At 42.9% G+C, this 6485-nt stretch carries 4 protein-coding genes; all 4 read left to right on the top strand.

Features of this window, described 5'->3' with window-relative positions:
• Entirely contained in the window at positions 1-1098 is a 1098-nt protein-coding gene (gene glf / locus O3646_RS10110; protein ID WP_371610834.1) for a UDP-galactopyranose mutase, read from the top strand.
• Positions 1099-1113: 15 nt separating this feature from the next.
• Complete coding sequence (locus tag O3646_RS10115; protein WP_371610835.1) at positions 1114-2166, top strand: galactofuranosyltransferase; 1053 nt, start codon at positions 1114-1116, stop codon at positions 2164-2166.
• Between the two features lie 145 nt (positions 2167-2311).
• Positions 2312-5482 carry a GBS Bsp-like repeat-containing protein gene (locus O3646_RS10120; protein ID WP_371610836.1) on the top strand — a complete coding sequence of 1057 codons (3171 nt, stop codon included), beginning with the start codon at positions 2312-2314 and terminating at the stop codon, positions 5480-5482.
• Positions 5483-5623: 141 nt separating this feature from the next.
• A partial coding sequence (locus tag O3646_RS10125; RefSeq protein WP_371610837.1) for a GBS Bsp-like repeat-containing protein occupies positions 5624-6485 on the top strand: 862 nt, incomplete at its 3' end.

Raw genomic sequence — 6485 nt, forward strand, 5'->3', positions numbered from 1 at the left:
ATGTACGATTATCTAATTGTTGGTGCTGGTTTGTCTGGAGCCATTTTCGCACATGAAGCTACAAAACGTGGTAAAAAAGTAAAAGTGATTGACAAGAGAGATCACATCGGTGGAAATATCTACTGCGAAGAGGTTGAAGGTATCAACGTCCATAAGTACGGTGCCCACATTTTCCATACGTCCAACAAAAAAGTGTGGGACTATGTCAACCAATTCGCTGAATTCAACAACTATATCAACTCACCAGTGGCTAACTACAAGGGGAGCCTCTACAATCTTCCCTTTAACATGAACACTTTCTATGCTATGTGGGGAACCAAGACTCCTCAAGAGGTTAAGGATAAGATTGCTGAGCAAACGGCTGATATGAAAGATGTTGAGCCAAAAAACTTGGAAGAACAAGCCATCAAGTTGATTGGTCCAGATATCTACGAAAAGTTGATCAAGGGCTATACAGAAAAGCAGTGGGGACGTTCTGCAACAGACCTTCCACCATTTATCATCAAACGTCTTCCAGTTCGTTTGACCTTTGATAACAACTATTTTAATGACCGTTACCAAGGAATTCCAATCGGTGGATACAATGTCATCATTGAAAACATGCTAGGTGATGTAGAAGTAGAGCTTGGGGTTGACTTCTTTGCCAATCGTGAAGAGCTGGAAGTTTCAGCTGAAAAAGTGGTCTTCACAGGAATGATTGATCAGTACTTTGATTACAAACACGGTGAGTTGGAGTACCGCAGTCTTCGTTTTGAACACGAAGTCTTGGATGAAGAAAATTATCAAGGAAACGCCGTGGTCAACTACACAGAGCGTGAGATTCCTTATACTCGTATTATTGAGCATAAGCATTTTGAGTATGGTACACAACCTAAGACAGTTATCACACGTGAATACCCAGCTGATTGGAAACGTGGAGATGAACCATACTACCCAATCAATGATGAAAAGAACAATGCCATGTTTGCTAAGTACCAAGAAGAAGCTGAGAAAAATGACAAGGTTATCTTCTGTGGACGTCTTGCAGATTATAAATACTACGACATGCATGTGGTCATTGAGCGTGCTCTAGAAGTTGTAGCAAATGAGTTTGATTGAAAGAAACCATAATTTATGAAATACTACTTAAAAGAAGAATTCCTGCATGATGTCAACGTAAAGAACGCAGGAAATAAAGCACGCAATGACGTAGAAAGTATTGTGAAAGAAGAAGGCTATCATCCTTTAGTCCTTTCTGTCGATAATTGGTATCAGATGAGTACCCTTGCGGCTCAACGCCATAAGGCAAAGGCTTTTGGTCAAGCCTTGGATCAACTAAAGCAAGGAGATGAGTTGCTGATCCAGTTTCCAATGCTTCACCATAGTTTTTTCACCACATTTCTTGTAAAAAAAGCAAGAAAAAGAGGTATAAAAATCAACTTTATTATCCACGATTTAGATGCACTTCGTTTCATGAATGGTCAAGCTGTTCCTTTGAAACATAGAATTCGAATGAAGATTCAGGAATCAGGTTTGCTTGCTGAAGCTGATGGCATTATTGCCCACAATCCTATTATGAAGTCAGTTTTGGTGGATAAAGGGATTGCGGAAGATAAGATTGTTAGCCTGGGCATTTTCGACTATTTGATTCCAAATTTCCAAGAGAAGAGTGGCCAAACAAAAGACCAGCCGATGATTGTGGCAGGTAATTTGGCCCAGGAAAAAGCTGGTTATCTCTATGGTCTTCCTGCAGAACCTGCCTATAACCTCTATGGTGTTGGTTTTGATGAAAGTAGAGCTTTAGAGAATGAAACTTACTTTGGATCCTTCCTACCGGATGAGCTTCCTGCAGCCCTTGAGGGTGGTTTTGGACTTGTCTGGGATGGGGATAGTGCGGAAACCTGTAGTGGTGTTTTTGGCGAGTACCTTCGCTACAACAACTCTCACAAGGCGTCGCTTTATCTAGCATCGGGCCTCCCGCTGGTGGTGTGGAAACAGTCAGCCTTGTCTCACTTTGTGCTTGAGAAGGGCTGTGGGATTGCAGTGGAGTCTCTTCATGACTTGAAGGAGACAATCGACAATCTTTCAGATGCCGATTACCAAGATTTGGTAGACAATGCCAAGCGTGTTGGTCAGGAAATCCGAGATGGTCACTATTTAAAGACAGCCTTAAAGCATTTATCATAAGATCAAAAGAAGTCAGACAGACTTCTTTTTTTAGTTTTTCAAAAAAATATCACTAATTTTAAAAATTTGCCTTATAAAACTTTTCATCGCTGAAACCGTGTGGTAAAATGATTAACGTATAAAATTTGTATAAAGGGAAGTTTATATGAAAAAGAAAGATCTTATTTTTTATGCCGGAGCGGCAGTCTTGATGGCTGTATCTGCTCAGGGAGTCAGTGCAGATGAGCTGGTTTCAAACGAGGCCGCTACTACTGAAGGCAAGCAAGTCCAAGCTGAAAAAGTGCCAGAAGTGGCCGTTGCTGAAAAGTCGGTAGCACCTATCGCAAGTAACTATGCAGCACCAGCAAATGTGACCGAACAGCCTGTGGCACCTGCGAGCAAGGTCGCGGCTTCAGAAAGTGGAACCCCATCTGTAGAGAAAGCTACAGAAGCATCGACGACTGAGAAAGAAGAAACTCCTCTTCCGTCTAATACAGGAAGCACGACTTTCTTTAACACGGGCGCTCACGCTCCAGCTGGTCGTTCAACAGATGTGGCGGTTCAGCCAAAATCATTCGTTGATGTGAGTAGCCATAACGGAGACATTAGTATTGGAGACTACCGTACCCTAGCTAATAAAGGCGTAGGCGGTGTCGTTGTCAAATTGACAGAAGACACTTGGTACAAGAACCCGAATGCGGAGAACCAAATTCGTAATGCACAAGCTGCGGGTCTGCAAGTATCGACCTACCACTTCTCACGCTATACTTCTGAGGAAGCAGCGCGTGCAGAAGCGCGATTCTACATTGCAGAGGCGCAACGCTTGAATATTCCAAAGAACACCCTCATGGTCAATGACTTTGAGGATGCCAAGATGCAGCCAAACATTAACCGCAACACCCAAGCTTGGGCGGACGAAATGCGTAAAAATGGCTACACCAACTTGATGTTCTACACCAGTGCCAGCTGGTTGGATGAAAACAACCTTCGCAAGAAAGGTCCCGTCAACACCGCTCAATTTGGGCTTCAGAATTTCTGGGTTGCCCAATATCCTTCTCCAAAACTGTCTGTAAACGATGCGAAAAGCTTGCGTTACAATGGGAAAGCTGGCGCCTGGCAGTTCACTTCTCAAGCGGAATTGCTTCCAGGGAAACACCTCTTTGACCACAGTGTGGACTATACCGGTCGCTTCACAGCGAACTCAAAACCTGCAGCGGACCCAACAGAAGGCAGCTTGAGTGGGAAGATTGACATTGTCAATAACGATACCATGACGGGCCGCTTTGACGTTGTCATCTCAAATGTTAAGGCACCAAATGGAGTTCGAACCGTTTCTGTACCGATCTGGTCAGAAACAGGTGGTCAAGATGACCTTGTTTGGTATACAGCCAATCGTCAAGCAAATGGGACCTATACCGTCAATGTAAAAGCAGCGGACCATAAAAACTCAACCGGTCTTTATAATGTTCACCTTTACTATGTTCAGAATAATGGACAAATGACGGGTGTGGGTGGAACAACGACAAATGTTTATATTGGAAAACGTCCAGAGAATTTAAAACCAAGTGGTACATTAACGATTGAGAATAATAATGTTGAAACAGGCACGTTTGATGCAGTTATTCGTAATGTTGTTGCACCAAATGGTTTGAAAGAAGTCTTGGTTCCAACCTGGTCAGATAAGGACTGGCAAGATGATATAGTATGGCACAAGGCAGTTCGTCAAAGTGATGGCAGCTACCGTGCAACGATCAAAGCGAGTGATCATAAGAACGACACAGGTAAATATAATGTCCATGTACATTTTATCGATGCAAACAATCGTCGAAGTTATGTGACAGAGACAGTTACAGAAGTTAAACAAATTAATCAAATTAAACCAAGTGGTACGTTAACGATTGAGAACAATAATGTTGAAACAGGCACGTTTGATGCAGTTATTCGTAATGTTGTTGCACCAAATGGCTTGAAAGAAGTCTTGGTTCCAACCTGGTCAGACAAGAACTGGCAAGATGATATAGTATGGCACAAGGCAGTTCGTCAAAGTGATGGCAGCTACCGTGCAACGATAAAAGCGAGTGATCATAAGAATGAAGATGGTAAGTACAACGTCCATGTCCACTATGTAGATCAAAATAATCAACGAAACTACATCACAGAGACTACGACAGAAGTGCGTCAAGCCCGTCGTTCTGGTACGATCTTGATCCAAAACAACAACAAAGATACGGGTACCTTTGACGTCATCATCAAGGATGTCTACAGCCCTAAAGGGGTGCGGACTGTTCAAGTTCCTACATGGTCGGATAAAGATGGACAGGATGATCTCCGCTGGTACGAAGCGACTCGTCAAGCGAACGGAGACTACAAGGTATCTGTCAAAGCGAGCGATCATAAGAACTCTACTGGTAAGTACCATGTTCATCTTTACTACATCCAAAATGATGGTTCTCGTGTAGGTGTTGGTACCACGACTACAGACGTGGAATTCCGAAATGCCATGACTAAGACGCAAGTTGCTATCAAGAATGTCAATGCAACGAACGGGACTTATACAGTAGCTGTAGATCAGGCACCTCAGGGACGTCAGATTAAGAATATTCGTGTCGCAGCTTGGTCTAAAGCGCACCAAGAAAATCTTTACTGGTATTCCGCAACACCGACAGGTATGCATACAGAAATCACTGTCTCTGCCAATAATCACGGTAATGAAGCGGGCAACTATACCACTCACGTCTATGTAGACTACAAAGATGGGGGAGTTGAAGGTTTTAACCTCGGTCAGACAGCCTTGTCTCCACGAAATCAAAAGGTGAATCCACAAACAACCTATTATTCTCAACGTGATCCTCGTTGGGCTGGGAAATATTACGGTGTGAGCAATGTCGATCAGTCAGGTTGTGTGCCAACCTCCCTTGCTATGACCTTCACAGATATCCTAGGTAGAACTATTTTGCCAACAACAGTAGCTGATTATCTCTACAACAATACTGATTCATTCAACAAAGGTGAAGCAGGAACAGATTCTGATGGGATTGTAGCTGCCACTCGTAACTGGGGCTTGAAGAGCCAATTGATTAATGGAGCTGGAGGCATTGCAGAAGCCCTCATGGCTGGCAAGCATGTACTTGCTGCAGTAGGTAATAGCCAATTTACTAGCGATCCTTATACTCATGAATTGGTCTTGCATGGTTATGACAATGGAAGAACCTATGTTCGCGATCCTTATAATAGTGGCAACAACGGCTGGTACTCCATTAACTATCTTCACTCCATTAAGAGTAAAGATCCGATGGATAATAAGCTTGGAGCACCTTTCTTCTCAATTTTTGCATAAGCTCATCAGAAGGCCAATCTGGCCTTCTTTTTTTCTTTAAAAATAGGATTCTTCTCATGATATTGTTTCTTGATCCGGCGGTTTGTGCTATAATACTACTATGTGGGTACAATCCGTATAAAAAATTGTAAGGGAAGATACATGAAAAAGAAAGATCTTATTTTTTATGCTGGGACAGCCGTTTTGTTAGCTTTTTCGACACAACAAGTCAAAGCCGATGAGCAACATGCGTCCGATCAAACACCAGAAAATACATCAGCTGTCGTTGCAACAACAACTTCATCAGAAGCGCAGAATACTGTAAGCGAAGGAGTGGGAGTTGAGAAAGGTATTCAGACAGAAAATACCGTTGCAACAGAGGCAACACCTGCCACACCGACTCTTAGCAATAACCAGTCTTCTGACAAGGGCACTAGCGACAAGGTTGCATCAGAGCGACCAGCACCAACTGTGGTAGTTAGTCGCGCACCATATGGCGCACGCGCACGAGTGGTAGAATCAGAAGATAATAGTTTGCCGGTTGAGAAAGTAGAGAAGTCAAGTGGCACGCTAACAATTGAAAATAATAATGTTGAAACAGGAACCTTTGATGCAGTTATTCGCGATGTAGTAGCTCCAAATGGCTTGAAAGAAGTCTTGGTTCCAACTTGGTCAGATAAGAACTGGCAAGATGATCTAGTCTGGCATAAAGCAGTTCGTCAAAGTGACGGCAGCTACCGAGCAACCATCAAAGCCTCAGATCATAAAAATGAAGATGGTAAATACAATGTCCATGTTTATTATGTAGATCAAGCTGACAAACGAAATTACATCACAGAGACTACAACAGAAGTACACCACGTTAAACCAAGTGGCACTGTCACCATTGAGAATAATAATTCAGAGGCAGGAACCTTTGATGCAGTTATTCGCAATGTAGTAGCTCCAAATGGCTTGAAAGAAGTTTTGATACCAACCTGGTCAGACAAGAACTGGCAAGATGATCTAGTATGGCACAAAGCAG

It is taken from the genome of Streptococcus sp. 27098_8_148, assembly GCF_041432105.1.
Lineage (GTDB): Bacteria > Bacillota > Bacilli > Lactobacillales > Streptococcaceae > Streptococcus > Streptococcus parasanguinis_AE.